At 66.1% G+C, this 26,240-nt stretch carries 21 protein-coding genes, 2 tRNA genes and 1 pseudogene; 14 read left to right on the top strand and 10 right to left on the bottom strand.

All coding sequences use genetic code 11. The features are described 5' to 3' along the window. The first annotated feature begins 193 nt into the window (after positions 1-193). Complete coding sequence (locus NG698_RS05105) at positions 194-1,876, top strand: helix-turn-helix transcriptional regulator (protein ID WP_252608464.1); 1,683 nt, start codon at positions 194-196, stop codon at positions 1,874-1,876. Here the strand turns inward: NG698_RS05105 and NG698_RS05110 are convergent. The 3 genes from NG698_RS05110 to NG698_RS05120 all read right to left on the bottom strand — a co-directional run bounded on the left by NG698_RS05110 (position 1,869) and on the right by NG698_RS05120 (position 4,750). Then, positions 1,869-2,588 (bottom strand): ABC transporter permease, encoded by a 720-nt coding sequence (locus tag NG698_RS05110; protein ID WP_252598479.1) that lies wholly within the window; start codon positions 2,586-2,588, stop codon positions 1,869-1,871. The two genes, NG698_RS05105 and NG698_RS05110, sit on opposite strands and share 8 nt — an antisense overlap. 81 nt (positions 2,589-2,669) lie before the next feature. Further along, positions 2,670-3,671, bottom strand: coding sequence for an ABC transporter ATP-binding protein (locus NG698_RS05115; RefSeq protein WP_252608471.1), 1,002 nt, complete (start codon positions 3,669-3,671; stop codon positions 2,670-2,672). Positions 3,672-3,766: 95 nt separating this feature from the next. Then, entirely contained in the window at positions 3,767-4,750 is a 984-nt protein-coding gene (locus NG698_RS05120; RefSeq protein WP_252608474.1) for a DNA-3-methyladenine glycosylase family protein, read from the bottom strand. A 131-nt stretch (positions 4,751-4,881) separates the two neighbouring features. On the opposite strand from NG698_RS05120, the gene NG698_RS05125 reads away from it, so the two are divergent. The 5 genes from NG698_RS05125 to NG698_RS05145 all read left to right on the top strand — a co-directional run bounded on the left by NG698_RS05125 (position 4,882) and on the right by NG698_RS05145 (position 9,820). Next, positions 4,882-5,274 (top strand): VOC family protein, encoded by a 393-nt coding sequence (locus tag NG698_RS05125; RefSeq protein ID WP_141141279.1) that lies wholly within the window; start codon positions 4,882-4,884, stop codon positions 5,272-5,274. A gap of 43 nt (positions 5,275-5,317) precedes the next feature. Beyond that, the gene (locus NG698_RS05130) at positions 5,318-6,703 is read left to right on the top strand and encodes a cystathionine beta-synthase (protein ID WP_252608476.1); all 1,386 of its coding nucleotides are present in this window, start codon (positions 5,318-5,320) and stop codon (positions 6,701-6,703) included. 69 nt (positions 6,704-6,772) lie between these two features. After that, the gene (locus tag NG698_RS05135; protein WP_252608478.1) at positions 6,773-7,933 is read left to right on the top strand and encodes a cystathionine gamma-synthase; all 1,161 of its coding nucleotides are present in this window, start codon (positions 6,773-6,775) and stop codon (positions 7,931-7,933) included. Positions 7,934-8,012: 79 nt separating this feature from the next. Beyond that, positions 8,013-8,501, top strand: coding sequence for a winged helix-turn-helix transcriptional regulator (locus NG698_RS05140; protein ID WP_252608480.1), 489 nt, complete (start codon positions 8,013-8,015; stop codon positions 8,499-8,501). Further along, the gene (locus NG698_RS05145; RefSeq protein ID WP_252608482.1) at positions 8,498-9,820 is read left to right on the top strand and encodes an MFS transporter; all 1,323 of its coding nucleotides are present in this window, start codon (positions 8,498-8,500) and stop codon (positions 9,818-9,820) included. Before NG698_RS05140 ends, NG698_RS05145 begins: the two co-directional genes overlap by 4 nt. A 77-nt stretch (positions 9,821-9,897) precedes the next feature. On the opposite strand, the gene NG698_RS05150 is transcribed toward NG698_RS05145, so the two are convergent. Both NG698_RS05150 and NG698_RS05155 read right to left on the bottom strand, forming a co-directional pair. After that, entirely contained in the window at positions 9,898-13,056 is a 3,159-nt protein-coding gene (locus tag NG698_RS05150) for a glycoside hydrolase family 2 TIM barrel-domain containing protein (protein ID WP_252608485.1), read from the bottom strand. Next, a pseudogene (locus NG698_RS05155) lies at positions 13,056-13,151 on the bottom strand (carbohydrate ABC transporter permease); the annotation flags it as partial. The gene NG698_RS05150 and the pseudogene NG698_RS05155, both read right to left, overlap by 1 nt. Before the next feature lie 174 nt (positions 13,152-13,325). Here NG698_RS05155 and NG698_RS05160 point away from each other — a divergent pair. Continuing rightward, positions 13,326-13,937: a TetR/AcrR family transcriptional regulator gene (locus NG698_RS05160; RefSeq protein WP_252608487.1), complete on the top strand. Its 612-nt coding sequence runs from the start codon at positions 13,326-13,328 to the stop codon at positions 13,935-13,937. Positions 13,938-14,029: 92 nt separating this feature from the next. On the opposite strand, the gene NG698_RS05165 is transcribed toward NG698_RS05160, so the two are convergent. Genes NG698_RS05165 through NG698_RS05180 form a run of 4 tightly spaced genes read right to left on the bottom strand, consistent with a single transcriptional unit; the run spans position 14,030 to position 18,610 of the window. Next, the gene (locus tag NG698_RS05165; RefSeq protein WP_252608497.1) at positions 14,030-15,238 is read right to left on the bottom strand and encodes an acyl-CoA dehydrogenase family protein; all 1,209 of its coding nucleotides are present in this window, start codon (positions 15,236-15,238) and stop codon (positions 14,030-14,032) included. Between the two features lie 9 nt (positions 15,239-15,247). Continuing rightward, positions 15,248-16,774, bottom strand: a complete 1,527-nt coding sequence (locus NG698_RS05170; protein WP_252608501.1) for an APC family permease — start codon at positions 16,772-16,774, stop codon at positions 15,248-15,250. Positions 16,775-16,805: 31 nt separating this feature from the next. Continuing rightward, a complete protein-coding gene (locus NG698_RS05175) occupies positions 16,806-18,017 on the bottom strand; it encodes a glutathionylspermidine synthase family protein (protein ID WP_252608503.1) in 1,212 nt (403 codons plus the stop codon). A gap of 2 nt (positions 18,018-18,019) precedes the next feature. Then, positions 18,020-18,610 (bottom strand): Tat pathway signal protein, encoded by a 591-nt coding sequence (locus tag NG698_RS05180; RefSeq protein WP_252608505.1) that lies wholly within the window; start codon positions 18,608-18,610, stop codon positions 18,020-18,022. A 171-nt stretch (positions 18,611-18,781) separates the two neighbouring features. Here NG698_RS05180 and NG698_RS05185 point away from each other — a divergent pair, with 171 nt between their 5' ends. The 7 genes from NG698_RS05185 (at position 18,782) to NG698_RS05215 (ending at position 24,864) form a co-directional block, all read left to right on the top strand. Continuing rightward, positions 18,782-19,435 (top strand): MOSC domain-containing protein, encoded by a 654-nt coding sequence (locus NG698_RS05185; protein WP_104061866.1) that lies wholly within the window; start codon positions 18,782-18,784, stop codon positions 19,433-19,435. Between the two features lie 409 nt (positions 19,436-19,844). After that, positions 19,845-22,148, top strand: coding sequence for a DEAD/DEAH box helicase (locus NG698_RS05190; protein ID WP_252608507.1), 2,304 nt, complete (start codon positions 19,845-19,847; stop codon positions 22,146-22,148). 235 nt (positions 22,149-22,383) lie between these two features. Then, positions 22,384-22,455: transfer RNA gene (locus NG698_RS05195), tRNA-Thr, on the top strand. A gap of 62 nt (positions 22,456-22,517) precedes the next feature. Beyond that, positions 22,518-22,591: transfer RNA gene (locus NG698_RS05200), tRNA-Met, on the top strand. A 125-nt stretch (positions 22,592-22,716) separates the two neighbouring features. After that, a complete protein-coding gene (gene yidC / locus NG698_RS05205) occupies positions 22,717-23,511 on the top strand; it encodes a membrane protein insertase YidC (protein ID WP_256470822.1) in 795 nt (264 codons plus the stop codon). A 122-nt stretch (positions 23,512-23,633) separates the two neighbouring features. Further along, the gene (locus tag NG698_RS05210) at positions 23,634-24,191 is read left to right on the top strand and encodes a dihydrofolate reductase family protein (protein ID WP_252598463.1); all 558 of its coding nucleotides are present in this window, start codon (positions 23,634-23,636) and stop codon (positions 24,189-24,191) included. Between the two features lie 16 nt (positions 24,192-24,207). Next, complete coding sequence (locus NG698_RS05215; RefSeq protein WP_252598462.1) at positions 24,208-24,864, top strand: SDR family oxidoreductase; 657 nt, start codon at positions 24,208-24,210, stop codon at positions 24,862-24,864. 116 nt (positions 24,865-24,980) lie between these two features. Here the strand turns inward: NG698_RS05215 and NG698_RS05220 are convergent, their stop codons facing one another. Next, entirely contained in the window at positions 24,981-26,183 is a 1,203-nt protein-coding gene (locus NG698_RS05220) for an ROK family transcriptional regulator (RefSeq protein ID WP_252608509.1), read from the bottom strand. Positions 26,184-26,240 lie beyond the last annotated feature (57 nt).

Consider the following 26,240-nt stretch of genomic DNA (forward strand, 5'->3'; position numbering starts at 1 on the left):
GTTTGCTCCTTTATTGGTCCTGTTGTCCGTTATTCGGGACAACTTCAGACTGCCCGGCTCCAAGGCCGGGCGGATGGGTCAACTGACCCATTTTGTGGCCAATGCCGGCGGAGCCCACCAGGCGGATCCGGGGCGGCCCGCGCCCGTAGTTCCGTCCCTAGAGAACGGCAGTGTCAAGTGCTCTAATTGAAGCGTGACGCTGGAGGAAGTGACAGCGAGCGGCTACGCGGCACTGGAAGCGGGGCGGTGGGCGGATGCGCGCGCCGCGTTTGAGGAAGTCCTCGCGGGCACCGGATCGCCGGGCGCGCTCGCAGGCCTGGGCGACGCCCTCTTTTTTCTCGGCGACCTCGGTGAAAGTGTCCGCTGCCGTGAGCGCGCCTACGCTGCCAGCCGCCGTGCCGGCAATGTTCCGGAGGCGATCGATTCCGCTGTGTGGCTGTGCCTTGTCTACGGGATGTCCCTTGGCAACGAGGCCGCGGCGCGCGGCTGGCTGGCACGTGCGGAGAGCTTGGCCGGGCCTGACGACCGACTGTCCCGGGCCTGGCTTGATTACTGTGCGGCGCTGCTGGCCGCGGACGCCCATCACTGTCGCGACCTGATCGAGCGCGCGCTGGCCACGTCGCATGAATTGGGCGACCCGGACCTCGGCGTCTGTGCCCTTGCCGAGCGTGGCGTTGTCCTGGTCAAGGAGGGAGAAGTCCAAGCCGGGCTTCGGTGTGTTGACGAGGCCATGGCCAGCGCCCTGGGTGGCGATGGAACGACGTTCTACACAGTGGTCATGGCGAGTTGCTCGATGCTGACGGTCTGCGACCTGCTCAGCGACCTCGGGCGAGCTACCCAGTGGTCGCTGGCGGCAGATGACTACATGAGGGCCTACGGCTGTCCATACCTTTACGCTCAGTGCCGCATGGTCCACGGGCGAGTGCTCCTGCTGACGGGTCATTGGGCCGAAGCCGAGGACGAGCTGCGGCATGCGGCAGCGAGTACAAAGGACGTCTTCCCCGGCATGTACCACAGGGCTGTCGCGAGCCTCGCCGAGCTCCGTGTGCGCCAAGGACACTTCGACGAGGCCAAGGCCTTGATTGAGAGGATCGGCGCTCCGGTCGAGACCAGCCTGGTGGCGGCAGGACTGGCCCTCGGAAGCAACGAACCGGCTGCGGCCGTGGCCCTGGCAGAGCGCTGGCTTCGTTCGAAAATTGAGGATACCGGCGACGTCGTTCCTCCACTGCACGCCGGCGGGCACCGGACCTCCCTGGAGACAGCGAGCGCACGCAGCCTGCTGGTGGAGGCACAGTTGGCAGCAGGCAATCCTGCCGCTGCTGCAGTGGTCGCCGAGCACCTTGGCGACCTTGACGCCAGCGCCGGAGGAATACGCTTGGTGTCCGCGCATGCCGCCCTGGCCAGAGGCCGGGTTGCAGCCGCCGAGGGCCGGCTGGAGCCTGCCACGGGTTACTTTGAAGACGCCCTCAAATGGTTTGGGCACTTGGAACTCCCGCTGGAAACCGCGCGCACCCGGCTGGAACTTGCGCGTGTTTTAGCCCAAGGCCAGCCTACGCTCGCTATTTCCGAAGCCCGCGCTGCGCTGTCCGCGATGGACAAGCTGGGGGCGTCCCATGATGCCGATACGGCAGCGGCACTGCTGCGATCGTGGGGCGCCGGGGGCCGGTCCGTTCCCCGCGAGGCAGGTATTCTCACCCGGCGTGAGCATGAAATTCTGGGGCTGCTGGTTGAGGGCTATTCAAATCCTGAAATTGCGGGCCAGCTGTTCATCAGCCACAAGACAGTGGCCCACCACGTAAGCAGTGTGCTGGACAAGCTGGGCCTTCGCAACCGTTCTGAAGCTGCAGTTTACGCCGCCCGCCTGGGCTCTAATTGATGTTGCGGTTGATGGCCCGGACGCCCGCAACGAGCCCGACGGCGGCCGTCACCGATGCGGCGAGGAGGCCCAGGAGCGTGTCGGTCCCGACGCTGCCGGCGAACAGCTCCCGCTCGGCGTTGACCAGGTAGGACAGGGGGTTGAAGAGGCTGGCGGTCTTCATCCAGTCCGGCCCGGCCTCGATGGGCAGCATGATGCCGGACAGGATCATCAGCGGGAAGAGCAGCGTCTGCTGCACACCCCAGAAGATCCACTCCTTGTTCTGCGATACCAGGGCCAGTGCGTAGGAGAGGGCGCCGAGTCCGATGCCGAAGATCCCCAGGATGACCAGGCCGAACAGCACGTGCAGCGGATAGAAGACAAAGCCGAACGGGATGCAGACCAGGGCGATCAGCAGGCCCTGCACCACCAGCGGTGCCCATTCCTTCAGCGCCCGCCCGATCATCAGCGACGAGCGGGACAGCGGTGTGGCCAGGATCCGCTCGTACGAACCGGTCATCAGCTCGTACTGCAAGTTGGAGCCGATCATGGAGGTGCCGAACAGGGCAATCATGACCACGACGCCGGGCAGGAACCATTGGAGCGTCGACTGGCCGCCGAATGCCGGTGCGCCCACGGCCGCACCGAGTAGCGGCCCGAAGAGGCCCAGGAACACGAGCGGCTGGAGCAGCGAGAAGACCAGCGAGAACGGGTCACGCAGCGGCAGCAGCATCTCGCCAGAAGACGAATCTGGTGTCATGCAGGATCTGGACCAGGCCCGGCTTTTCCAGGACCTCGGTGCTTTGCACCGCCATCAGCGGTCTGCTCCTTCCCGCAGGTTGCGGCCGGTCAGCTCCAGGAACACGTCGTCCAGGGTTGGCGGTTGCAGCTCCAGGGACTGGGCGGGAGCGCCGGCGTCGTTCATTTGTTGCAGCAGCACCGGTGCCCGACGGGCGCCTTCGGTGAGCCGGAGGCGGAAGCGAACCACACCGTCGTTCGAGTTTTCGTTGACCTCACCGCCCGCGGCGGCACGCCCCAGCAGCCCGCGCACGCCCGCGGCGGCCCGGCCCAGCAGCCCGCGCACGCCCGCGGCGGACTCCGCCGCCACCTCGACGGCGAGCAGGTCGCCGGCCAGGTTGGCCTTCAGCCGGGCGGCTGTGTCATCGGCGATGATCTGGCCGTGGTCAATCACGATCACGCGCTCGGACATCAAATCGGCCTCGTCCATGTAGTGCGTGGTCAGGACGATGGTGGTGCCGTGCTCGGCGCGCAACCGCATGATGTGGTCCCACAGGTTGGCCCGGTTCTGCGGGTCCATGCCGGTGGACGGTTCATCCAGGAACAGCAGCCGCGGGGAGTGCATCAGCCCCAGCGCCACGTCCATCCGCCGCCGCTGCCCGCCCGACAGTTTGATGACGGTGCGTTTGGCGAGGTCGGCCAGGTCCAGGGACGTCAGGAGCTCGTGTGCCCGGGCAGCGGCATCCGTGGAGTTCATGCCGTAGAAGCGGCCCTGCATGATCAGTTCGTCGATGACCCGGAAGCTGTGGCCGCCGCCGTTGCCCTGGCCAATGTAGCCGATCCGGGCGCGTACGCCGGCCGCGTTCGCTGTGACGTCCACACCCGCGACGGTGGCCGTGCCGGACGTGGGCCGGAGCAGGGTGGTGAGCATTCGCAGGGTGGTGGATTTGCCCGCACCGTTCGGGCCAAGGAACGCCACAAGCTCGCCCGGGGCAACATCGATGTCGACTCCCTTGACGGCTTCTACCGTCTCCTTTTTGACGACGAAGGTTTTGGTCAGTTTGTCAGTGTGGATCATGGGTGACTCCAGAGAATGCGGAATTCCGGGGCTCTGGTGCGGGCTCCATGGCGCCACGCTATACCCATCCGCGGCCCGAGTCCACGGCGGAACCGTCAGTGCCGGCGGTGGTCCTGGATGGTCATCCGCGGCCCGAACGTCGGTTTGCGGAAGCCGCTCAGGCCGATCATCCGGACCACCCGCTGCCGGTGCCCGGTCCACGGCTCAAGCAAGGCCAGCATGCCGGCATCGTCCGTCCGGCGGCCGGTGAGGGCGGCGCCCACATAGGCGGCGAGGTGGTAGTCGCCCACCGCGATGGAGTCCGGGCAGCCGTGGGTCCGCTGCACCACTTCGGCCGCGGTCCACACCCCGATACCGGGAATCACCTGCAGTTTTGCTGCCGCCTCCGCGGACGGAAGGGCGACCAGCCGTTCAAGCGCGACGGCGGATCGCAGCGCCCGCATAACGGACGCCGAACGCTGGGGTCCTACGCCGGCCTGGTGCCATTCCCACGAGGGGATGCGCAGCCACTGCTCAGGCGTGGGCTGGAGGCGGAGCCCCTCCGGCGCCGCGCTTCCGGCCGCCGGAGCCGACGAGCCGAACCGGTACATCAGGTACCGGTAGCCGCGGCGGGCCTCAATGACGGTGACCTTCTGCTCGAGGATGGTGGGCACGAGGCAATCAACCACCCGCCCGGTGGAGGGCAGCCGGACAGCCAGGTTCCGTCGTCGGGCGTCACGGACCATCCGGGGGAGCGTGGCATGGAAGTCCGGTTCGTCAAACGCCGACCAGTCGTCCTCAGCGCCCAGGAGCCGGGGCACGCCAGCGAGTCCGGCGGCGGAACCGGGACCCCAGGCCTGCGCGTCAACAGCGGCGTCAACAGCCCTATCCGCGGCAGCGGTGAGGCGCAGCGTGACCGGGCCGTCCGGCGTCGTAAACGCCGTCCATAACCCGTCCGGCCCGAACGAAAACGACGGATCTCCGGTACCCCGCAGGAGAATGCCCAGCGTCTGGTGCAGGCTGTACGGGCCGTCCGGATGCCAGCGCAGGGACGCATCCGCGGCGGCGGCAAGCCGGGCGGGGGCGTCAAGGATGGTCATGTATTCATGGTCCCACGGTGGGCTGACAAGGTAGCTTCCGGAGCCCCTTACAGACCGAAGATGCCAGGACTAGACTCCAGCGTGTGGCGCGGGGAGTCCGCGCCTTCCCCTCGCATTCAAAGGAGCATGCTGTGGCTGGAGTTGTGCATTTCGAGATCCCCTCCGACGACAAGGAACGCGCCAACACTTTTTACCAAAGTGCGTTTGGCTGGACCCTGACTCCCATGCAGGAGATGGACTACACCATCGCCATCACCACGCCGTCGGACGAGCAGACAGGCATGCCAAGCGCGCCAGGGGCCATCAACGGGGCCCTGTTCCCCCGCACGGACAACCTCAAGACCCCCATCATCACCATCGACGTGGAGGACGTGGACGCCGCGCTGGCGCAGGTCGAATCCGCTGGAGGTACTGTCGCCCAGGCAAAGGACGCCGTTCCCGGCATGGGCTATTACGCCTACTTCAAGGACACCGAGGGCAACACCCTGGGCCTCTGGCACACAGATTCCTCGGCAGGGAGCTGAGCCCCGGGCAGGACCTGCGGCGGCAGGCGGTAACTTTGTACCTATGAAGTACGCGCAGTCCGTCCTGGACCTCATCGGAAACACGCCGCTCATCAAGCTCAACCACGTGACGGAAGGCCTCAAAGCCACAGTCCTGGTCAAGCTGGAATACATCAATCCCGGCGGTTCCATCAAGGACCGCATCGCGGTGAAAATGATCGAAGAGGCCGAACGGACCGGCAAGCTCCTGCCCGGCGGGACCATCGTTGAGCCGACGTCGGGCAACACCGGCGTGGGTCTGGCGCTCGTGGCCCAGCAAAAGGGCTACAAGTGCATCTTCGTGGTGCCGGACAAGGTGGGCGAGGACAAGCGCGCCGTGCTTCAGGCTTATGGCGCCGAGGTGGTGGTCACGCCCACCTCCGTTGCCCCGGACAGCCCGCAGAGCTACTACAGCGTCTCGGACCGCCTGGTCACGGAAATTCCGGGCGCCTACAAGCCTGACCAGTTCTCCAACCCGGCCGCCCCCGGCAGCCACTACGAGACCACCGGACCGGAGATCTGGCAGGACACGGACGGCACGGTGACGCACTGCGTGATCGGCGCTGGCACCGGCGGCACCATCACCGGCACCGGCCGCTTCCTCAAGGAGATCTCGGCGGACCGTGCGGAGGCCGACGGCGGCCGGGTCAGGATCATCGGGGCGGACCCCGAAGGTTCGGTCTACTCCGGCGGTACCGGGCGCCCGTATTTCGTCGAGGGCGTGGGCGAGGACATGTGGCCGGCCAACTACGACAAATCCGTCCCGGACGATGTCATTGCCGTCTCCGACGCCGATTCCTTCGCCATGACCCGGCGGCTGGCCCGCGAGGAAGGGCTGCTGGTGGGCGGCTCGTCCGGCATGGCGGTGGTGGCTGCGCTGCAGACCGCCCGCGACCTCCCGGAAAGCGCAGTAGTGGTGGTCATCCTCCCGGACTCCGGCCGCGGCTACCTCGCCAAGATCTTCAACGACCAGTGGATGCGTTCCTACGGCTTCCTCTCCGGCGGCGAAGAGACGTCAGTGGGCGAGGTCATCAAGTCCAAGACCGGCGAGCTGCCGGACCTGGTCCACATCCACCCCAACGAGACCGTCCGCGACGTCATCAACATCATGAACGAGTTCGGCGTCAGCCACATCCCGGTCCTCTCGCAGGAACCGCCGGTGGTGATGGGCGAGGTCCTCGGCGCCGTGGATGAGCGCAGCCTGACCTCCAAGCTGTTCCGCGGCGAGGCCAAGCTGACGGACAAGATCTCCGAGCACATGGGGCCCCGCCTGCCGGTCATCGGCTCGCTGGAAACCATCTCCGCAGCCCGCGAGCTGCTCTCCGACGTGGACACCGTGATGGTGACGTTCGTCGGCGCCCCCGTGGGAATCCTCACCCGCCACGACCTCCTCGCCTACCTCAGCAACTAATCCTCCGGTGGTTGAGCCTGTCGAAACCAGGATCTCGGCAGGCTTGATCACCGCATGAAAGGACTTTCAATGTCTGCAGAAAACCAGGGTTTCAACACGCGCGCCGTCCATGCCGGCCAGGCCTTCGAGCCCCGGACCGGCGCCGTGGTTCCGCCGGTGCACTTCAGCTCCACATACGCCCAGGACGGCATCGGCGGGCTCCGCGACGGTTACGAATACGGCCGTGGCACCAACCCCACGCGCGACGCCCTGCAGGAGCAGCTCGCGGCGCTCGAAGGCGGAAGCCACGCGTACTCCTTCAGCTCCGGCCTTGCGGCGGAGGACTCCCTGATCCGGGCGCTGACCCGGCCGGGCGACCATATTGTGCTCGGCAACGACGCCTACGGCGGCACCTACCGGCTCATCAACAGCGTGCTTGGCGACTGGGGGATCGGCAACACCCCCGTGGACATGGCGGACCTGGACGCGGTGCGCAAAGCCGTGGCCGCGAACAAGACCCGCTTCGTATGGGTGGAAACCCCCTCCAACCCGCTGATGAAGATCACCGACATCGAGGCGCTCGCCGCAATAGCGCACGACGCCGGGGCCCTCCTCGTGGTGGACAACACCTTCGCGTCGCCCTACCTGCAGACCCCGCTCGCCCTGGGTGCCGACGTCGTGGTTCACTCCACGACGAAGTACATCGGCGGGCACTCCGACGTGGTGGGCGGCGCCATCGTGGTCAACGACGCGGAGCTCGCGGAGAAGATCGGCTTTGTGCAGTTCGCGGTGGGTGCAGTGTCCGGCCCGATGGACGCGTTCCTCACCACCCGCGGCCTGAAGACCCTCGGCGTGCGCATGGACCGGCACAGCGACAACGGCCAGGCTGTGGCCGAATGGTTGCTCGAGCGCCCCGAGGTGGAGGCCGTCCTGTACCCGGGCCTGCCCTCCCACCCCGGCCACGAGCTGGCGAAGAAGCAGATGAAGAAGTTCGGCGGCATGGTGTCCGTCCAGTTCAAGGGCGGCGAGGCGGCGGCCCGCACGGTCGCGGAAAACACGTCGGTGTTCACGCTGGCGGAATCCCTGGGCGGCATCGAATCGCTGATGAACTACCCGTCCGAGATGACCCACGCATCGGTCAAGGGCACGGAACTGGCAGTTCCCGTCAACCTGATCCGGCTGTCCTGCGGCATCGAGGACGTGGAAGACCTCATCGCCGACCTCGAGCGCGCCTTCACCTTCCTCAAGTAGCAGCGCGCCTCAAGTAGCACCGCGCTCGCCAGCCAAAGACACCCTGGCTTTCTTCAAGAAAGTTAGCTAGGGTGCCTTTATGGTTCTCCGCTCCGACTGGTCCCAGCGCGACTGCAGCATGGCACGAGGTCTCGACATTTTGGGTGACCCCTGGAGCATGCTGGTGCTCCGCGAGGTCTTTTTCGGCAACGGGCGCTTCGACGCCATGAAGACCCGGCTCGCCGTCGCGGATTCGGTGCTCACCAGGCGCCTGGCGGGTCTCGTGGAGTCGGGGCTGCTTGAGAAGAAGGCGTACGACGACGGCGGCCGCCCCCGCCAGGAGTACGTCCTGACTCCTAAGGGTGAGGACGCCCTCCCGGTCCTGAACGCCGTGGTCATGTGGGCGGAAAAGCACCTCCCGGCGCCGTCTGACCAGGCCCATATGTACGTCATCCATTCCGGCTGCGGCCAGCGGACCAGCTCCGCGGACACCTGCACCGGCTGCGGGGAACGGCTCACGGCCGCCAACACCAGCTGGCACAGCCTCACCCGGACGGACGCGCCCGTGCAGCTGGCCACGGCCGCATGAGTGCCACCGAAACCACGCGCCGCCGACTGCACCCCGCATGGATCGTCGCGGCCGTCGCCTTCCTGGCCCTCGTGGGAGCGGCCGGATTCCGGGCCGCCCCGGGTGTCCTCATGGTGCCGCTGCAGCAGGAGTTCGGCTGGTCCATCACCGTGCTGTCCGCAGCCGTCAGCATCAACCTGGTGCTGTTTGGGCTGACCGCCCCCTTCGCCGCGGCCCTGATGGAACGGTTCGGGATCCGGGCCGTCACCGCCACCGCCCTGGTGATGATCGGCGCCGGCAGCGCGCTCACGGTCCTGGTCACCCAGTCCTGGCAGATCCTCCTGACCTGGGGACTGCTGATCGGGCTCGGCACCGGCTCCATGGCGCTCGTCTTCGCCGCCACCATCGCCAACACCTGGTTCTCCAAGAGCCGGGGCCTGGTGATCGGCATCCTGACCGCCGGCAGCGCCGCGGGCCAGCTGGTCTTCCTGCCGTTCATCGCCATGCTGGCCCAGGATCCGGGTTGGCGGCAGGCCTCGCTGCTGATCGCCGCCGGCGCGCTGGCGGTGGTGCCGCTGGTGCTGAAGTTCCTCAAAAACTCACCGGCCGACGTCGGCGCCTTGCCTTACGGTGAAACGGCACCTGAGGAGGGAACGGCTGAGTCCCCGGCTGCGGCAGCGGACCCCGTGGAAAGCGGGCGCAGCAGCAACGCCGCGGTGCGCGCCCTCCAGGTTCTCAAGCGCGCCAGCAAAGTGCGGACATTCTGGGCGCTGGTGGCCGGGTTTGCGATCTGCGGGGCCACCACCAACGGGCTGATCGGCACCCACTTCATCCCCTCCGCCCACGACCACGGCATGCCCGAAACCACAGCGGCCGGGCTTCTCGCCGTCGTCGGGATCTTCGACATCCTGGGCACCATCGCCTCCGGCTGGCTGACCGACCGCTACAACCCCAAAATCCTGCTGGCCGTCTATTACCAGTTCCGGGGGATCGGCCTGCTAGTGCTGCCGCTGGTCCTGAGCGCCACCGTCCAGCCGAGCATGATCGTTTTTGTGGTGATCTACGGCCTGGACTGGGTGGCGACGGTACCGCCCACGGCGGCAATCTGCCGGAAAACGTTCGGCACGGACGGCAGCGTGGTGTTCGGCTGGGTGTTCGCGGCCCACCAGCTGGGCGCGGCCGCTGCTGCCCTCGGCGCCGGTGCCATCCGGGACGCCACCGGCCAGTACACCTACGCCTGGTTCGGCGCGGCCGCCATGTGCACCATCGCCGCCGTGATCAGCGCGACCATCCGCAAGGACGCAGGCGCCAAGGAACCCGTCCCGGTCGGAGCTGCGTAACCGGGGCCGGACGCGTCGAGATGGCACTTCACGGCAGTCGCGGCGCCTGACATTGCCGCGAAATGCCATCTCGGCGGCTACCCGGCCGTCCCGATGCGCAGCATCACCGTGCGGGCCTCCGGACGAAGGGCGAAGTCCGGCCAGACGTCCGGGCCGCAGGCCCGTGAACCCAACCCATGCTGGGCGGCGTCCAGATAGAGGTAGCTGTGCTCGCTCGGAGGCAACTCGTGGGGATGGGCCGCTGCGCTGACCTCCTGTGCGGTGTGACGGGCCAGGGTGAAACCGGGCCGGCGCCCGCGGCCATCGGCCACCGTCTCGATCCTCAGCCAGGGCGCCCCCTCATTGTTCAGGTCGAGTGAACGCACGGCACTGCGGTGCCCGCTCTCCTGGGGCTTGGCGTACGTCACCGTGAGGTCGTCGATTGCTGCCGAATACCGCCCGATCAGGGCCGCGTGCATGCTGTCCGGATACGATTCGCGGGGCCCGGCACCGAACCAGGACGCGCCATCCACGGAGCCGGGCAAATCGAACCTGACCCCGATGCGTGGCCAGATCATGTTCCAGCCAGCGCTGGGGACGATGTCCAGGCGAAGCCACAGCTCCCCATCCGCGAGCTGCCACTGCTCTTCGACCGTCACGGAGTCGGCGCTGTCGGCCGCCGCATACCGTGTCCGGACCGCCACGCCTGAATCGTTCGCCGAGATCTTTTCCACCCGGGCCGTCAAGCGGTCCAGGCCCGCTTTGCGCCAGACCGCGGCCGACGTCGGGGCCGGCACGCCGTTTCCGTTGTTCAGCCAGGGGTCGGCGAGATCGTAACTGCCGCGGCCCGCTCCGCCGTCGTTATCCGTCGGTGCGCGCCAGAGCTCCAGGCGGGGACCGGCCACCGGCAGTCCGCCCAGCGACACAAGCCGGCCCTCCTCGAAGACCGCGGGTCCGAGGGTTACTGTTCCGGTTCCCGAGGATTCGGCATCCGAACTCGCCGCCAAGGAGCCGGTCCGGCCGACTGAAGCCAGCGGGCGCGGAGCCTGAACTCGTGCCGCAGGCTCCGAGAGATCCAGCTGGGCGGCTGAAATCACATGCCCGGCCGGAGCCCAGTCAGTGTCCTTGCGGAGCACGGCTTCAACGGTGAGCCAGTTCTCACCTCTACCTGAGACAGCAAACGCCGGCAGCTCCAGCTGCGCCGAGTCGCCAGCCGCAAGAGCCTTGCCCGACGCGCCGGCGATTGCCAGTTCGCCCGAGTCACTGCGGATGCCGTCCACTTCGGTCCGCCACTGGAGCACGACGTCGGAGGCGTCCGCCGAGTGCCGCAGATTGGCGACTGTGATGAACCGCCGCGCACCGCCGTCGGACGGTGTTCCATGGGGCACCTCGGTGCCGAAGCCCAAACGGATCGGCGCCACGATCTGCTTGTATTCGAACAGTCCCGGGCTCGGCGTCGAATCGGAGAGGACCATTCCGTCCATCACGAAGTTGCCGTCGTGGATGACCTCGTTGAAATCGCCGCCATAGGCGAAGAATTCGGTTCCGTCTTCCGTGCGTGTGCGGATGCCGTGGTCCCGCCACTCCCAGACGAAACCACCGTGCAGCCGTGGGTAGCGGTCAACGAGGTCCTCATACTGGTCGATGGCGCCGGGGCCGTTGCCCATCGCATGAACGTACTCGCACAGGATGAAGGGCTTGGTCCGTTGCCGTGCCGACTCGGCGGCGGAACAGCCGAGCAGCAGGGAGCCGGAGTCGTCGCGTCCGATCGCCTCGGTCTCGGGGACGGAGGAGTACATCCGCGAATAGACGTCCGTGTAGGCGCCGCTGTAATCGCCCTCATAGTGGACGGGACGTCCGGTGTCGCGGGCATGGGCCCACGCGGCCATTGCGGCGAGGTTGGCGCCCGTGCCAGCCTCGTTACCGAGCGACCACATAACGATGGAGGGGTGGTTCTTGTCGCGCTCGATGGTGCGCTCGATGCGGTCCACGAAGGCTTCGCGCCAGGCGGGATCGTCGCTGGGATTGCCGGCCCATCGCTGGGCATGGAATCCGTGCGTTTCGAGGTCGCACTCAAGCACCACCCAGAACCCCATTTCATCGGCCAGATCCAGCAGCCGCGGATGCGGGGGATAGTGGCTGGTCCGGATCGCATTGACGTTGAACTGCTTCATAAGGGCCAGATCGGCGCGGGCAGATTCTTCGTCGAAGACGCGGCCCCGGTCGGGATGGGTCTCGTGACGGTTCATGCCGTGGAACACCACCCGCCGGCCGTTCACCAGAAAGCGGTCCCCCACGATTTCCACCGTGCGGAAGCCCAGGCTGAGGGAGAGCGTTTCGGCAGCGCTGCTCACCGTTGCGTCATACAGCCGCGGAATCTCGGCAGACCACGGTTCGACGGCGTCGATCAGGACCGGGGCAACGTCCGCCGCAGAGTTCCACGTGACGTCCACGCCCAGCTCCGGCACGGAGAGCGTCACCGGAAAAGCGTCACCGGTTGCCGTGATTTCAGGGTCAATGGTGCCGGCGCCGGAATTACCGGAGCCGCTGAACGAGGTGCGCAGCCAGGCGTCGTCGATGCCGCCCGCCGGCCGCGCCTGGAGCGTTACGTCGCGGAAGATGCCCGGCAGCCACCACTGGTCCTGGTCTTCGACGTAGCTCGACGCCGACCACTGGTGCACGCGCACGGCCAGCACGTTCGATCCAGGACGCACAGCATCCGTGACGTCGAACTCCTGGGCCAGCCGGCTCCCGACGCCGACGCCGATCGGCACCCCGTTGACCCACACCTTGTACCGCGACTCGACGCCGTCGAACCGCAGCAGGATCCGTACGGCTTCGGTCCATGCCTCCGGCAGTTCGAAGGTGCGCCGGTAGTCGCCGGTGGGATTCTCATCGGGGACGTTGGGTGCATCGGTGGGGAAGGGAAAACGCACATTCGTGTAGATTGGCCGCCCATAGCGCCCGTCGCCTTCCAGTACCCAGTGGGCCGGGACGGCGATCTCCTCCCATGACGAGTCATCGAAGGTCTCCTCGGCCACGCCCTCGAGGGCCTCGCCTGCGGGCAGGACGCCGCGGCCCCCGGGGGTTCCCGGTGCGCCGGGCAGGAGCCGGAAGCGCCAGTTGCCGTTGAGTGACTGGGCGGGAGCTGTGGTGTGCAGCCAGGATCGGGCGGCTGTCCGCCTGCCCGAACCCGGTCCGCGGTCGATGATGTAGGAAACATCGGCGGTGCGCCCGGATGCTGTGGACTGGGACATTACTTGACTGCTCCTTCTGTAAGCCCGCCGCGCCAGAAGCGCTGCAGGATAACCATGGCAATGCTGAGCGGGATGATCGACAGCAATACGCCGCCGCGTCTCCGGGTGAATCGGGCCATGTTGCCTGCACCTCATTGTGTCGGTTCATGTGCCAGCGAGTGTGAGCTGCGGCACGTACGGAAGCGGGTAGGAGACAGGCTAACACAAAATTCGAGTAGTTACTCGAGTTTTGATTCTGCCTGCTACATCCGCCTGTACACTGGCTTGCCATGACCACAAACGAGGCGAGCCGGCCGTCCCGGCGGGGACCATATGCGAAGTCGACGGAACGCCGGCACGCGATCCTTGTTGCCGCGCACGCTGTGTTTGCGGCCCACGGGTACCGGGCAGGCTCCCTGCAGGACGTTGCCGACCACGTCGGAATGAGCCAGACGAGCCTCCTGCACTACTTCCCGTCGAAAAGCGACTTGCTGCTTGCCGTGCTCAACTGGCGCGACTCGAATACCGGAGACGGCGCCACACCTCCGGATCCGGAGGAAACGCTTGTTGACGCCGTGATCCGCCAGGCGCGCTTCAACGAAGAGATCCCGGGTGTCATCGAGTTGTACACCGTGCTGTGTGCGGAATCCGTCACGGACGGCCATCCGGGTCGCGAATTCTTCACGGAACGTTTCGAACGGCTGCGGCGGAGCTACGCCCGTCGGTTTACGCAACTCGCCGAGGAAGGGCGGCTGCGCCCCGGTGTAGAACCCGAAGCCGCGGCGGCATCATTGATTGCGCTGTGGGACGGGATCCAAACGCAGTGGCTGTTGGCGCCCGCGAATGTCGACATGGCGGGGTGCCTGCGAGGCTACCTGGAGCTGGTCATCCTGCCTGAATAACCACACGTAGTCCCAACTAGGTAGCAGTAACTGTCGTTATGAGCCCTCAAAACGACAGTTACTGCTACCTAGTTGGGGAGGGGCGGGTGGGTTTACCGGAACGCGCCGAGGCCGGTGATGTGCTGACCAAGAACGAGCATGTGGACCTCGTCGGTGCCCTCGTAGGTGCGGACGGACTCCAGGTTGGCAGCGTGCCGGAGCGGCGAATAGTCCAGCGTGATGCCGTTGCCGCCGAGGATGGAACGGGCGTCCCGGGCGATCCTGATGGCCTCGCGCACGTTGTTCAGCTTGCCCAGTGAGATCTGCTCGGGCCGCAGCTTCCTTTCGTCCTTGAGGCGCCCCAGATAGAAGGCCAGCATGGTGCCCTTCTGGATCTCCAGCAGCATGTTCACCAGCTTCTCCTGCGTCAGCTGGTACCCGGCCAGCGGCTTGCCGAACTGCAACCGGTCCTGGGAATAGGCCAGGGCGGCTTCGTAGGAATCACGCGCGGCGCCCATGGCACCCCAGATGATCCCGTAGCGGGCCTCGTTCAGGCACGCAAACGGCCCGCGCAGGCCCATCGCAGCCGGCAGCATGGCCTCCGGTCCCAGCCGGACGCCGTCGAACACCACATCGCACTGGATGGAAGCGCGCATGGAGAGCTTCTGGGTGATGGGCGTTGCGGTCACGCCCGCCATACCGGCCGGCACCAGGAAGCCGCGGACGCCGTCGTCGGTTTGGGCCCACACCACCATCACCCCGGCCACGGAGGCCAGTCCGATCCAGCGTTTGGCACCGTCCAGGACCCAGCCGGCGTTGTCCCCGGTGCCGTCCCGGCGGGCGAAAGTGGTCATGGAGGACGGGTCGGAGCCTGCCGTGGGCTCAGTCAGGGCGAAGCAGCCGATCACTTCGCCGGCAGCCATCCGGGGGAGCCACTCCTGCTTCTGGTCCTCCGAACCCCATTTGTGGATGGCCGTCATGGCCAGGGACCCCTGCACAGAGACAAAGGTCCGGATCCCGGAATCGCCGGCCTCGAGTTCCATCGCGGCCAGGCCGTATTCGACGGCGGAGCGGCCGGGGCAGCCATAGCCTTCCAGGTGCATCCCCAGGACGCCCAGCTCGCCGAGTTCGGGAGCCAGCTCCAGCGGAAAAACGGCGTCGTCATACCAGCCGGCAATGTTTGGCTTGATCCGCTGGTCCGTGAAGTCGCGGATCCGCTGCTGGAGTGCCCGCTCGTCAGCGCTCAGCAGCGCATTAAGGGCCAGGACGTCGGACGGGTCCGGTGTAAGGGGCAGTTCGGCGGTGACTCCAGCGTCGCTCATCTGTGTATCTTAGGCCGACGTCGGTGTGGCAGCCGCCGCCGTCGGCTTCCCGATGAAGTATTCCCGCGTTGACGGCAGGAACCGGCAGACAACGGCCAGGACGACGCCCAGGGCCAGGAGCACCACGCCGCTGACAAACGCCCCGCCGACGCCGAAGATCTGGGTGTCACCGTAGGCCGGATCCCACATCTGGACGGCGGAAATGAAGAACGCCGCCGTGAGGATCAGTGCCCCGAGCAGCGGAAGGATGCCGCGGAACCAGAGGTTGCGGGCCGATTCCCGGAAGGTCCCCCGGAAATACCAGAAGCACGCGAAGCCCGTCAGCGCATAGTAGAACGCGATAAACAGGCTGATGGCGCTGATGGAATCGGAGAGCAGGTTTTCGCTGAGGAAGCTCATGGCCACGTAGTACACCACGGCCGCTGCGCCCATGACCTGGGTGGAGAATCCGGGGGTCTGGTTGCGGGTATGGACTTCGCCGAACTTCTGCGGCAGCGCACCGTGCACGCCCATCGACAGTGTGCCGCGGGCCGTGGGCAGGATGGTGGTCTGCGTGGACGACAGGACCGAGGCCAGCACGGCCACCACAATCAGCCAGCCCCACGGACCCAGGACCACGTCCTTCATCGCCAGGAAGACGTCGGACTGGTTCGCTTCGTTGCCCAGGCCAATGCCCTCGGTGCCAACCGTGGCGTACATCATCACCAGCAAGGCCACCGAGACATAGACGGCCACCAGGACAAAGGCCGAAATGACGGCGCCGCGCCCAGGCGTGGTGGACGGGTTTTCCGTTTCCTCGTTCACCGCCAGGCAGGTATCCCAGCCCCAATAGATGAACAGGGCAAGCAGCGAACCGTGCACCACGGCGAAGGGGTCGGCGAAGGCACCGGCCGGGTTGAACCACTCGAAATCGAACGCCTGGCCCTCCGGGGCCCCGCCCGCGATCCGCACAATGATGGCCAGCGCGAAGATGCCCAGCGACACATACTGAACGTACGTCAGGACCCGCTGGACATGCTCGCCCAGCCGGATGCCCCGGTAGTTCACCAGGGTCATAAACACGATGAACAGCACACCGGTGGCCGTGACCACCACCTTGTTTTCGGCCAGTGAACCGTCGCCGATCAGCAGCCACAGGTACTGGCCTGCCACCTGCGCGAGATTGGCCAGGACCACGATGCCGGCCAGGGCAACACCCCAGCCGCCCAGCCAACCCGCCCAGGGACCGAACGCCCGGCGGGACCAGGTGAACGTGGTGCCGCAGTCCGGCATGGCGCTGTTCAGCTCCCGGAAGGCGTACGCGATGAACAGGACGGGGATGAACCCGAGGATCAGGATCAGGGGAGTGTAGTTTCCGTTGACGGCCACGATCAGGCCCAGCGTGGCGGCCAGCGAATACACGGGCGCCGTGGATGCGAGGCCCAGCATGACCGAGTCGCCGAGGTCCAGGATCCCCGCCCGGAGCCCCTTGTCGGGGACGGCACCGCTGGACGGTCCGCCGGGAGCGCCGCCCGCCGTCGTCGTCTCCGCACTCATACGGTCACCGGGCTCTGGAATATCAGGGTGCTCATAGTGCGATACCTGCTTTGCTGGAGTGGGCCTGCGCTGAAAGCGGCGCCGGGGCGTCGATGGTGTTGGGCACAAAACGGCAGAAGTAGTCGGTGATGGGGCCGTCCGATTCGCGGATCCCGCAGCCCACGGACTCGCCGTCCACCACCCAGAGGCCAAGGACGGGGTGGTTGCCGTCGAAGTCGGGCAGCGCATGGAACTGCTGGTAGCACCAGCCCTCACGGCCGTACCCGCCCGGCTGCTCCAGGCTGATGCCCGGCGCATGGATCTTGATGTTGTCGCCTTCGCGCCCATGCAGCGGCTTGGCCACCCATTCCTTCAGGGGCCCGGGCTCGTTGAGGTAGGCCGGCAGCAGGTTGGGGTGGTCCGGGTACAGGTGCCACAGAGCAGCCAGCAAGGCCTTGTTAGAGAGCAGCATTTTCCACGCAGGCTCCACCCAGCGGGGATTATGTGCGCGCTGCAGCAGCCGGTGCCCGAACGGCTCCTTCATCATCAGCTCCCAGGGATACAGCTTGAACATGGTGCTGATCATGAAGTTGTCCAGGTCCACAAAGCGGTTCAGGTTGGGATCCCAGCCGATATCGGACATGTTGATGCCGATAGTGGTCCAGCCCGCCTGGCTGGCCACGTCCCGCATGTACGCGGCCGTCATCCAGTCCTCGCCGGACTCCTCAGCCTCGGAATGGGCGATGTGGAGCGTGCTCATGCCGGTGCGGTACTGCATTTTCTTCCACTGCCGGATCAGGGCCTCGTGGATGCCGTTCCACTGGTCCTTTTCCGGGAACACGTCCTGCAGCCAGAACCATTGCGCGACGGCGGCCTCGATCAGGCCGGTGGGGGTGTCGGCGTTGTACTCCAGCATCTTGGCCGGTCCGCCCTGGCCGTCATAGATAAAGTCGAAGCGCCCGTAGACATCCATGTCCGCGGCCTGCAACGACTCAGCCGCGAGCTCCAGTGCCTGCGGGCCGATGCCGATGTTCCCCATGGCGCCCGTGGCGAGGAACTTGGCGGCCTCCAGGCACATCTTGTGCATGTCCTCGGCCGTGACCTCCAGCGTCTCCACCTCGTCCATGGTGAATTCGTAGTAGGCGGCTTCGCTCCAGTATTCAATCTTCCGGCCGTCGGGCATGGTGGTGGTGGAGAAGACCAGGCCCTGCTCTTCGATCTTCTGCTTCCAGCCGGGCCTGGGCTCCAATAACAACCGCTTCACGCCTAGCCCCCCGTGCTTCCGCCCTTGGAGCTGCTGCCAAAGCCGCCCCTGCTGACCGTACCGCCCTTGATGCTGTACCCGGTGGATGCCTTGGCGCCGCTGGGGATGGTGCTGGTGTAGCTCGGATACGAGGACCGGTTCTGGCCCACCCCGGGAACGCTGGCGCCGCGGGAGTAGAAGTACCACGCGAAGAGCGCACCGCTGCGTCCGGCGGAGCTGTTGCACTGCGTGTCCTCCACGCGCTCGCCGGTTTCGTCGTTGAAACAGACCTGGGCGTAGTCGGCCTCATTCTGGTTGCTGGCCACGACGGCGGTGATGGTGCCGGCGAGGAGGGCCGTGACTCCCAACCCCACCACAACGGTCCGCCGCTGGGAACGTTTCTTGCGCGCGGCCGCATCATGGGTCTGGCGCTCGCGGTCCCGGGCGAAGGGATCAACCGTGGGAAGGGGTTGGTTCAGGAGTTCGGGGCGCAGTTCCGGCTTGGGCACCTGCCACGGCGGCTTCGGCGCCCCCTGGTCCTTGCCTTGACCGGTGCCCTGGTCTTTGGCCGGGTCTTTGTCCGGACCGTTGCCTTGGTCCTTTTCCGGGTCCACGACGTCCCCCTTGGTAGTCCATGCTGAATGTGGGCGCAACTGTGCGCCGGAAGCTCAATCCTGAAATCAGCGTAGTCTCTGCCCGGTCCGGCTGCGAGCACGAAACGGGAGAGAACTGCCAATCCCCGGTTCCAACGGTGGCTGTAACGCCGGGAACCCTACACTGGAGCCATGGAAACCGCATCAGTGCTAGCCGTCTGCCGTGTCCACCAGCTCCTTCCCGATGAAGGCAGCGTGGGAGTCACCGCCATCGACAAGCGGCCCGTGGAAGGACCCGTCAAAGTCCACAAGCTCGGCCTCCACGGTGACGTCCAGGCAAGCCGGATCCACCATGGCGGCGAAGACCAGGCCATCTATGCCTACTCCCAGGATGATGCCGACTACTGGGCGAAGGAGCTTCAGCGCGACCTCACGCCCGGGATCTTCGGGGAAAACCTTCGCGTGTCCGGCATCGAGACCACCGGGGCAGTGATCGGCGAACGCTGGAAGATCGGGCTCGACGTCGAAGTTGAAGTCACTTCGCCGCGCGTCCCGTGCGCCGCCTTCCAGCGTCGGATGGGGGAGCCGCAATGGGTCAAGCGCTTCACGGAAGCGGGCCGGATTGGTACCTACCTGCGCGTGATCCGCACCGGCACCGTCCAGGCAGGCGACCACATCCACCGGCTTTTCGTGCCGACCCACGGCATCACCATCGGAAAGTGGTTCAGCGAACCTGACCTTGAGTCCATGGAAGCCTTGCGGGATGCCGACGCCGACGGTGAGATCCGCCTCCAGTCCGAGTACCACGACGCCTTTGAGGCGCTGCTGCGGCGGCTGGGACGGTAGCGTCACGGCCTTAGCCGTATGGAACTCGACGGCCATGTGCGCAAGCTCACCGCCGTCGTCGTACGTTCAATTAGCCGCAAAGCGGATCTGTACCTTACACTTGAAACATCCCCCACTCCGGAAATCCCTTATTCCTGCCCAATTTTTGAGGCAGGACTGGCAAGTGTTGGGGCCCGCTATTGTGATGCGGGCATTTTCATAGGGAGAGCCGGCTAAAGAAAACGCTGTACAGACTGCTGGGATAGCAGCCAAGAGATGCAGCGGGAAGTCCTGCCACGGGATTGCGAAAGCGCCGGACTTCTAAGTGACCGGCCGGTCAATGTATGCCCGGCACCCACGGCACATGTACTGCGGCTCCGCTCACCTCGGGTTGTGCCGCCTGGCCCCCTATGGATGAGGAAATTTCCCTATGCCTGAAAATCAGACCAACGACGAGACAGCTATCACCGCCGAAGCAGTAACTGCCGAAACCGTCGCTGTCGAGTTCACCGAGGCCGTTGCCCCCGCAGCAGAGCCCGCCGCCACCGAAGCTGAAGCGCCCGTTGCTCGCGCTGAAGAAGCCCCTGCCAAGGTTGAAGAAGCGCCTGCCGCTCAGACCGAGGCGCCTGCTGCTCAGACCGAGGCGCCTGCTGCCAAGTTTGAAGAAGCTCCCGTAGCTAAGGCTGAGGAAGCTAAGACCGAAGAAGCACCCGCCAAGGCTGAGGAAACCGAAGACGAGGGCGTCAAGTTCGCCGATCTCGGCATCGACGGCCGCGTCCTCGCCGCCCTGATGGACGTCGGCTACGAAAAGCCTTCCCCCATCCAGGCAGCAACCATCCCGCTGCTGCTTGAAGGCCGCGACGTCGTGGGCCTCGCCCAGACCGGCACCGGTAAGACTGCAGCATTCGCAGTACCGGCATTGTCCCGCCTGGCCGAGCTCCACGACCTCAACGGCCCGTCCCGCAAGACCCAGGCCCTGGTTCTGGCCCCGACCCGCGAGCTGGCGCTCCAGGTTGCCGAGGCCTTCACCTCGTACGCCAAGCACATCGATGACTTCACCGTCCTCCCCGTCTACGGCGGCTCCGCCTACGGCCCCCAGCTCGCTGGCCTGCGCCGCGGTGCCCAGGTTGTTGTTGGTACTCCCGGCCGTGTGATCGACCACATCTCCAAGGGTTCCCTGGACCTGTCCGAGCTCCAGTACCTGGTGCTGGACGAGGCCGACGAAATGCTGCGCATGGGCTTCGCCGAAGACGTGGAGCAGATCTTCCAGCAGACCCCGTCGGACCGCCAGGTGGCACTGTTCTCGGCCACCATGCCGAGCCAGATCCGCCGCATGTCCAAGCAATACCTGAACAACCCGGCCGAGATTTCGGTCAAGTCCAAGACCACCACCGGCGCCAACACCCGCCAGCGGTACCTGCAGGTTATGGGCCCGCACAAGCTTGACGCCCTGACCCGCATCCTCGAGGTTGAAGAGTTCGACGGCGTCATCGCCTTCGTGCGCACCAAGATGGCCACAGAGGACCTGGCTGACAAGCTGAAGGCCCGCGGCTTCCAGGCTGCAGCCATCAACGGCGACATCCCGCAGCAGCAGCGCGAACGCACTGTCGAGGCGCTGAAGGAAGGCCGCATCGATATCCTGGTGGCCACAGACGTTGCGGCCCGTGGCCTTGACGTTGAGCGCATCAGCCACGTGGTCAACTACGACATCCCGCACGACACCGAGTCCTACGTCCACCGCATCGGCCGCACCGGCCGTGCAGGCCGTTCCGGCGACGCCATCCTGTTCATGACGCCGCGCGAGAAGTACCTGCTGCGTTCCATCGAGAAGGCAACCCGTCAGCCGGTGGAGCAGATGCACCTGCCCACGGCCGAGACCGTCAACACGCTGCGCCTGGGCAAGTTCGCCGAGCGCATCACGGAGACCCTCGAGTCCGAGGACGTTGCCGCGTTCCGCGACCTCATCTCCTCCTACGAGGAAGAGCACAACGTGCCGGCCTCGGAGATCGCTGCTGCGCTGGCCGTGATGGCCCAGGGCGGTCAGCCTCTGCTCGTCAAGGAACTGGCCGCAGCTCCCGATTTCCAGAAGCGCGAGCGCTCCAAGGACGGCTTCGGCTCACGTGGCCCCACCCGTACCCTCACTGAGGGCAATGCCACCTACCGGATCGCCGTCGGACGCCGCCAGCGCGTCATGCCGGGTTCCATCGTTGGCGCCATTGCCAACGAAGGCGGCATCTCCTCGGCCAACATCGGCGGCATCGACATCCGTGCGGACCACTCCCTCGTGGAGCTCCCGGCGGACCTTAGCGCCGACCAGCTGAAGGCACTGTCCCGCACCCGGATCGGCGGCGAGCTGATCCACCTCGAGCTGGACAACGGCCGCAAGCCCTCCGGTGACGGCGAGCGTGGCGGCTACCAGGGTAGCCGTGGCGGCGAGCGTGGCGGCTACCAGGGCAACCGTGGCGGCGGCGACCGCGGCGGTTACTCCGGCGGTGGCGCCGGTGGCGGGGACCGTGGCGGTTACTCCGGCGGTGGCGCCGGTGGCGGGGACCGTGGCGGCAACTTCAAGGGCAACGGCGGGTTCAAGAAGGAATTCCGCAAGACCGACGGCGAGCGTAGCTCCGCTGACCGCGGCGGCCGCTCCTTCAGCGACCGCAACGAGCGCAGCGTGGGCACCGACGCGGCACGCAAGCCGCGCACCGAAGGCGGCTTCAAGCCCCGCAACAAGTGGTAACCACTGCTTCCTAAAGTGAACTGGGAACGGGCCGGCTTCTTGCCGGCCCGTTCTGCTTTAAGGTTGCTGCTTAAGTTGGCTTGGTCACATCCCCGCCGGGATCCCTCCCCGGGCCGATTTATGGGCCGTCCGGAGGGCGCCGAAAGCCCGGATTTCCGGCACTTTTGGCGCCGCGGGCGTCGTTCTGGAGCCGATTTGTTGGTGGCCAAATCTTCCGGTAGAGTATTTACTCGTTGCCCCCCTAGCTCAGTGGTAGAGCGCGTTCTTGGTAAGAACGAGGTCACCGGATCGATTCCGGTGGGGGGCTCTGGATGAGGGCCTGTGTCAAGGCGGTTTTTGACCGGCTTGGTGCAGGTTTTTCTCATTCGTGGCGGTGTAGCTCAGTTGGTTAGAGCGCACGACTCATAATCGTGAGGTCGGGAGATCGAGCCTCCCCACCGCTACAGGCTAAGCCCCGGAATCCCCGAGATTCCGGGGGTTTTTCTGTTTCCCCGCACGACGGTGTGTTTGCGGCGGTGCGAAGCCGTGACAAGCGCTCCTTTTCGCCGTAGCTTTGCTGCACGTGGCGATGGGGATATCAGTGGACTTCTTCGGAGCAATCATGGGTCCGTTCAATTGGATTGTGTCCGCCATCATGGTCGGAATCCATGACGTCCTGAGCACCATGCGCATGCCTGCGGCAAGCGGCTGGACGTGGACTGTGTCCATCATCGGCCTCGTGCTGATCATCCGTGCCGCCCTGATTCCGGTGTTCCTGCGGCAGGTCAGCGCCCAGCGCCGGATGCGGCTCCTGCAGCCGGACCTGAAGAGGCTGCAGGAAAAGTACAAGGGCAAGAGCGATCAGCTGTCTCGGCAGGCCATGGCGCAGGAACAGATGGCCCTCTACAAGGAACACGGGACCAACCCTCTGTCCGCCTGCCTGCCGATGCTCATCCAGGTGCCGTTCTTCTTCGCGCTCTTCCAGGTACTCTCCGGCATTCCAGCCGCAGCCAGGGAAGCCCACGGCATCGGAGCGATGACCCACGAACAGGCTGTGCAGTTCGACGAATCAAGTATTTTCGGCGCCCCGCTGTCAGCGTCCGTGCTGCACGGCAGTGGTGGCGACCCCGCGGCGGTCGCAGTACTGACCAGCCTGATGATCCTGGCCATGACGGCCGCGCAGTTCATCACGCAACGACGCATCGTGGCCCGGACCGTGCCTGACGAAGCCGCAGATAATCCCCTCGCGCGCCAGCAGAAGGTGATCATGTACATTCTGCCGCTCGTCTTCGGTGTGGGCGGCGTCCTCTTCCCGATCGGCGTCCTGATCTACTGGACCACCACCAACCTCTGGACCATGGCGCAACAGTTCACCATCAAATGAGGGGTGAGGTTTCGACGCTAACGGCCGCCCGAAGCGCTGAAACCTCACCCCTCACCGCAGGGCAGGCACCCCGCGGCCGCTACAGCCTACCCATCCGCTGCCGACGGCGGCACAATGGGCGGATGGGCCGGCTCATCTACTCAGGCATCGTGTCCCTGGACGGCTACGTCGCGGACCGCAACGGCAACTTCAGCTGGAGCGAGCCGGACGAGGAAGTCCATACGTTCGTCAATGATCTCGAACGCGATGTGGGCACCTACCTTTTCGGCCGCCGCATGTACCAGGTCATGTCTGCGTGGGAAACCTTCGATACCCCCGATCAGCCGGACTACATCCGGGACTTCGCGCGGATCTGGCAAGGGGCAGACAAGGTTGTCTACTCCGCCACTCTCACCGCCGCATCCACGGCTAAGACCAGGATCGAGCGGACCTTTGTTCCCGACGCCGTCCGGGGCCTCAAGAACGCCACGGACGCGCACATCAGCATCAGCGGCCCCACCTTGGCCGCTGCGGCGCTCAACGCCGGGCTGGTGGACGAATGCCGCGTGTTCCTCAATCCGGTAGCCGTGGGAGGAGGCCTGCGCTTCCTGCCGGACGGGCTGGGCCTGCGGCTGGAACTCCTCGAAGAGCACACCTTTGGAAACGGCGTGGTCTACCTCCGCTACCGCACACGGGCATAAGGGGCAGAATGGGGGCATGACCAGCATCGTTATCATCGGCGGCCACGGCAAAGTGGCCCTCCACCTGTCCACGCTTCTTACAACCGAAGGTCACAGCGTCACATCCATCATCCGCAACCCGGACCATGCGGCGGATGTCGCGGCTACCGGCGCTACGCCGTCGGTCCTGGACGTTGAGAATTCGACGACGGCGGCAATCGCCGACGCCCTCAGGGGCCATGACGCCGTGGTCTGGTCTGCCGGGGCCGGGGGAGGAAGCCCGGAACGCACGTATGCGGTGGACCGGGACGCGGCCATCCGGTCGATGGACGCGGCGGCGGAGGCCGGCGTCGGGCGTTATGTGATGGTGTCCTACCTGGGCGCGGGGCCGGACCACGGCGTCCCGGCGGAGAACAGCTTCTTTGCCTACGCGGACGCCAAGGCGGCGGCGGATGAGTACCTGCGCGGCACCGCACTGGCCTGGACCATCCTGGGTCCGGGGACGCTGACGGACCAGCCGGGGACAGGGCTCATCGAAGTGGACCCCGGAACGGACGACAGCCGGGCAACCTCCCGCAGCAACACGGCCAGTGTGGCCGCCGCGGTGCTTGACCTGCCCGAAACGGCGGGGAGGACCATCGAATTCCGTGACGGCACACTCCCGATTGCCGCCGCCCTGGAGCCGCAGCCGTAGCCGAGAGGGACCGGCCGCGACGCTGGAATAACACAGCGCGAAGGGACAGTTGAGGCCCTGGAACCGATGCGGGTCCGGGGCCTCAAGTGTCCCTTCGCGCCGTTGGAGCACGCAGCTTAGTCCGGAACCGCGAGCTCCAGGTCCAGGGTGTTCTTTTCCACGTAGTCGAGGGCGCATCGTACGGCGCCGACGGTCACGATTGAATCTCCCAAGGGCGAGACCGCCACCCGCGGGGGAGTGACGGTGTACTTGGTCAGGTGCCTGGCGATCGGCCCAAGCAGCACGCCGGCAGACTTGGCCACGGCGCCGCCGATGACCACCAGTTCCGGGTTGATGATGGTGGACACAGCCCCGATGATCCTGGCCATCCTGTCGGCGAGCCGTTCGAGGATCGCCCGCGCCACGGCATCTCCGTCGGCGGCAGCCGCGAAGACCTGCTCCGCCTCGACTCCTTCGGCGGCAAACTCCCGGAGGGATGTTTTGACCTTGCCGGCAAGGGCGTCAGCCGCCCACGTCCTTGCCAATGCGGCGATGCCGTAGGTATCTCCCACACCCTCCACCATGTCGAGGAAGGCGAGCTCGCCGGCGCCTCCGCCCCGGCCGTGCAGCAGCCGTCCGCCGTCGATCATTCCCGAGCCGAAGCGCTCACTCGCGAGGATGACCACGACGTCGTCCACGCCGGCAGCGGCGCCGCGCCAGCGGTCGCCCAGGGCGGCCAGGTTCGCATCGTTTTCCAGCAGTACGGTCCAGCCCCGCCGGTCCCGCAGCGCAGCCTTCAGGCCGACGTCGAACAGTCCCCAGAAGTGCTGCGTCACCAGCACCTCGCCGTTACGGTCCACTGGCGCCGCAATGCCGGCGCAGACGGCCAGGACGGAATCCGGCGAAGCGCCCACGCTGTGCAGTGCCATCATGGCGGTGCGGTCAATGACGGCGATGCGTTCCTCGGCCGGGATGTCTGCTTCCGCGAAGGGTTGGCTGGACCTGCCGAGGGCCTTTCCGCGAAGGTCGGACACCACCACGGTGGCCTTGGAGACACCCACGTCCATGCCCAGGACGTAGCCGGCGCGTTCGTTGAGCTCGAACCGCCGCGCCGGCCTGCCCTTCTGGTAGCCACCGAATGCCCGCTGGTTCTCCAGCTCGCGTATCCAGCCCCGCTGCATGAGGTCCTCGCATACCGCAATGGCCGTGGCCCGCGTGAGTCCGGTGGCCTCCAAGACCTCGGTGACAGTCACCGCTTCTGAGGCGCGCATGAAGTCAAGGACGGCTCCGGCACTCACTCGACGTAGTAATTGGGGCGTTGCCACGGATATTTCAGTCATGGGCGTTGACCTCTCTGTGCTCTGCACCACATAATACTTGAGGAACTAAATTTAGAT

It is taken from the genome of Pseudarthrobacter raffinosi (genome assembly GCF_023913735.1).
Taxonomy (GTDB): domain Bacteria; phylum Actinomycetota; class Actinomycetes; order Actinomycetales; family Micrococcaceae; genus Arthrobacter; species Arthrobacter raffinosi.

Excerpts from the sequence above, each read along its gene's own strand:
- yidC (WP_256470822.1), top strand. The coding sequence starts at position 22,717 with ATGGGGATATCAGTGGACTTCTTCGGAGCAATCATGGGTCCGTTCAAT.
- NG698_RS05160 (WP_252608487.1), top strand. The coding sequence starts at position 13,326 with ATGACCACAAACGAGGCGAGCCGGCCGTCCCGGCGGGGACCATATGCG.
- NG698_RS05210 (WP_252598463.1), top strand. The coding sequence starts at position 23,634 with ATGGGCCGGCTCATCTACTCAGGCATCGTGTCCCTGGACGGCTACGTC.
- NG698_RS05165 (WP_252608497.1), bottom strand. The coding sequence starts at position 15,238 with ATGAGCGACGCTGGAGTCACCGCCGAACTGCCCCTTACACCGGACCCG.
- NG698_RS05115 (WP_252608471.1), bottom strand. The coding sequence starts at position 3,671 with ATGATCCACACTGACAAACTGACCAAAACCTTCGTCGTCAAAAAGGAG.
- NG698_RS05150 (WP_252608485.1), bottom strand. The coding sequence starts at position 13,056 with ATGTCCCAGTCCACAGCATCCGGGCGCACCGCCGATGTTTCCTACATC.
- NG698_RS05185 (WP_104061866.1), top strand. The coding sequence starts at position 18,782 with ATGGAAACCGCATCAGTGCTAGCCGTCTGCCGTGTCCACCAGCTCCTT.
- NG698_RS05170 (WP_252608501.1), bottom strand. The coding sequence starts at position 16,774 with ATGAGTGCGGAGACGACGACGGCGGGCGGCGCTCCCGGCGGACCGTCC.
- NG698_RS05110 (WP_252598479.1), bottom strand. The coding sequence starts at position 2,588 with ATGCTGCTGCCGCTGCGTGACCCGTTCTCGCTGGTCTTCTCGCTGCTC.
- NG698_RS05215 (WP_252598462.1), top strand. The coding sequence starts at position 24,208 with ATGACCAGCATCGTTATCATCGGCGGCCACGGCAAAGTGGCCCTCCAC.
- NG698_RS05145 (WP_252608482.1), top strand. The coding sequence starts at position 8,498 with ATGAGTGCCACCGAAACCACGCGCCGCCGACTGCACCCCGCATGGATC.
- NG698_RS05140 (WP_252608480.1), top strand. The coding sequence starts at position 8,013 with ATGGTTCTCCGCTCCGACTGGTCCCAGCGCGACTGCAGCATGGCACGA.
- NG698_RS05190 (WP_252608507.1), top strand. The coding sequence starts at position 19,845 with ATGCCTGAAAATCAGACCAACGACGAGACAGCTATCACCGCCGAAGCA.
- NG698_RS05130 (WP_252608476.1), top strand. The coding sequence starts at position 5,318 with ATGAAGTACGCGCAGTCCGTCCTGGACCTCATCGGAAACACGCCGCTC.
- NG698_RS05120 (WP_252608474.1), bottom strand. The coding sequence starts at position 4,750 with ATGACCATCCTTGACGCCCCCGCCCGGCTTGCCGCCGCCGCGGATGCG.
- NG698_RS05220 (WP_252608509.1), bottom strand. The coding sequence starts at position 26,183 with ATGACTGAAATATCCGTGGCAACGCCCCAATTACTACGTCGAGTGAGT.
- NG698_RS05135 (WP_252608478.1), top strand. The coding sequence starts at position 6,773 with ATGTCTGCAGAAAACCAGGGTTTCAACACGCGCGCCGTCCATGCCGGC.